General features: G+C 36.6%; 1 protein-coding gene. It reads right to left on the bottom strand.

The window, feature by feature from the left end:
- Positions 1 to 2,675 (bottom strand): Ig-like domain-containing protein (locus DN064_RS14040; protein WP_198659454.1); only part of this gene is annotated, 2,675 nt, incomplete at its 3' end.
- Positions 2,676 to 3,384: the final 709 nt, after the last annotated feature.

Raw genomic sequence — 3,384 nt, 5'->3', positions numbered from 1 at the left:
TCACCAGCAGTACTAGTATCTATACTTGGTGTTTGATCAGAAGCATTGGAACCTTGATCATCAGAATACCAAGTTAAATCACCACTGGCAGTAACTAAAGAAAGAATGTCTACTGGTGTATCACCAACACAGTACTCATCATCATCAGTACCAGGTGCATCTGGAAGTGCATTAACAGTAATAGTAATTGTAGAGATAGCACTCTCACAATCATTGTCATTATCCTGAGATACATAGAACTTAAACTCACCAGCAGTACTAGTATCTATACTTGGTGTTTGATCAGAAGCATTGGAACCCTGATCATCAGAATACCAAGTTAAATCACCACTGGCAGTAACTAAAGAAAGTATGTCTACTGGTGTATCACCAACACAGTACTCATCATCATCAGTACCAGGTGCATCTGGAAGTGCATTAACAGTAATAGTAATTGTAGAGATAGCACTCTCACAGTCATTATTATCATTATCCTGAGATACATAAAACTTGAATTCACCAGCAGTACTAGTATCTATACTTGGTGTTTGATCAGAAGCATTGGAACCTTGATCATCAGAATACCAAGTTAAATCACCACTGGCAGTAACTAAAGAAAGAATGTCTACTGGTGTATCACCAACACAGTACTCATCATCATCAGTACCAGGTGCATCTGGCTTAAAAGTTACTTTAAAAGTACTCGTACATTCTTTTACAGTTACTATAGGGGCTGGTGGTTCCGGATCTTCATTACATCCACCTAAATTAGTAGAATCATCTCCATAAACCCCGCTGGTAATTCGCATTCCATCAAACAATTCCCCTTCTTGCTCGGTTTGACCTACATAGAGTGGTCTTGAACAACTGACATGTACAGTAAATTCGTTGAGCTCAGATCCTTGTTGACCATTGTTAACACTATAAATGGTGACTTCAACATCATTGGAGTCAAATCTATCACCATCTGATCCTGAAAATATAAACTCAACATCGTTGGTTACTAAACCATTGAAAATTTCTGAACCGTCATTAACGATAACCCAGACCTGATCTTCATCACCCTCATAAGTCATCCCAAGGGTTTTGATTTTATTACTGCTACCATCGGGTCTGTTTGGACACTCACAATCTTCATCATCATCACCACCACCCGGTCTTAAATTGATACCCTCTGGTGTACAAGTACTAGTTACAGTATAGGTAAAGGTTTTTTCATAGTCCATTCCAGGAACATAATCATTAAAATTAAGGTCACTGATATTGGTCTCTACATCGCACCCACCGGTATACTCGAACGAGTTTTTCCAATCATCAAACGCACCTTGAATATCAAAATCAGGGTCCACACATAATTCCTCCACTGGGTCTGGACATGAGAGTTCCACAACTTGAAGACCACAGCTTTCTGGTCTGATGGCAGGCATTAAAAGCGCATTTAATAAAATGCGCTGACCGTTAAGTTTGTCTAGTTGATTAGATTCTTTGTACTCGTGGCCGGCTAAATAATGTACATAGCCTCTATTTGCTCCGTTGCCACCAATACGACCACCATAAACCTTGTATTTATCGTTGTTGGTATTAAATTTGGCATAGCCTTTGGCATTTGAACCGGATTGAATTCCACCAGCAATTTCTTTGATCGCATCTGCCGACCCACCTTTATTGTTTAGAGGGCCAATAAATTGCATAATGGCGTCACCAGCATTTGAATTATTAAAGGTTATTGAACCACTTTTTCCAGGATCCTCAATACCTTCATTTGTTAGAAGGCGTACATCAAACTTGTTTGAATTGTCCTTATTAGTACCTTCATAACCTTGTAAGGCGGCACATTGACCAAAAAAGTTACCACCGTTTTGTACAAATGCTTTTACGTTGGCAACTTCTGATTCTTCTACGCCCTCATCATGAGGCTCACAGGCAAAAGTGACACATTCTAAAGCCGAAAGGTTTGCTGCTGGAATATCATCAACATAATGCAAGCCTTCTATTAATCCGGCATCTTTGAAGATTCTTGTATGAATATCTGATTTGTCATTTTCAATAACTGCCGCCCTAGGTTTGTGCGTTAGAGTATATTTAATCTCAATTGATTCATTTCCATCTAAAGTGTAAACCACAACATTCCCCGGAGCCGCATTTAGTATGAGTTGCGCATTGTCAACAAACTCTGCTGGAACAATTATGGCACTTCCTTTAAAATCACGTAAACTGGAATTGTTAGTACCAAGTTCTGTTGCATTAGCGCTAAAATCAATACCGTCTTTATTCTTGCTTGAACTAATAGCCCATTTTAGAGGGATATCTGCGTGTAATAAACGCACAGCCAGTCCATAGGCTTTTAACAAATTATCATTGGTTCCCTGAACATTATGATCCAGAGGAATCACCCATGATCCTGATGCAATTTCTTCGTTTAAACCAACATTGAAAAAATCTAACATTTGCCTGGCAGATTCCCTGGCCGTTAGATTTGAGTCCGAATGATCATCAGTATTGACAATTTCGGTTTCATCAATTTTGGTTTCAATTTCGTCATCAATTAACGGGACGATAAAATGTTCCCAGTAATTTGTGTTATTGAACTGTTTGAAAGCAAATTTTTCTGCAGATGCCATTAAATTGGTGCTGCAAAACAGAGCTACTAAAACAGCCAAAAACAATACTCTTGTGTTCTGACTAAAAGGTTTCATAATTTTAGGTTGATTGATACTAGTTATTATTAAATGTTTTATTGGTTGCAAGTTTTTAACTGTTGATAGTTTGACTAAATGAATTCCGATTCAACAGTTTCCAGAAAATAAATCTAGAAAATCATTTTAGCTAGCCTGATAATTGGGGTTTTGTTAGCGTTTTTAATCGATTAACGTAATTTGTAGGAAAATAACATCGATAAACAACACATGAAAAACTACCCTTTTTGTGATAACAAAAGGGATAAAAAGGTCTTCAAATGATACGTTTTCTGTGATCCAATGTAGTGACTTGTTCAAGATATCAATAGTTAGTTGTTAGTAATTATGACACCAAACATAATCTTGTAGGCTTGTAGATTCGTTTTACCTGATTAAAGTAAAATTAATTTGAATCGGTTTGATAACTGATTCGCGTGTATCTTAAATGTAAGCATGAACTATTAATAAGAACTACTTATTACGATATCTATCATAATAATTCGACAAGATGTAGCAATTAATTAACTAATTGATAAAGATTGTGTCTTTATATTACATCATTCTTAAAATAAGGAATAGTTTTTCGATAGATTAACAAATAAAGCCGGCTCATAGAACCGGCTTTTGAAATACATTATTGGTATTTAGATCTTAACGATTGGTTTTTACAAACTGTTTCGTTATTCTGTTACCATTAACTTCCATCACCAGGAAGTACATACCATCA

Source organism: Winogradskyella aurantiaca (genome assembly GCF_003362725.1).
In the GTDB taxonomy this organism is placed as follows: Bacteria; Bacteroidota; Bacteroidia; order Flavobacteriales; family Flavobacteriaceae; genus Winogradskyella_A; species Winogradskyella_A aurantiaca.
This window is presented reverse-complemented; position numbering and strand designations above follow the sequence as displayed.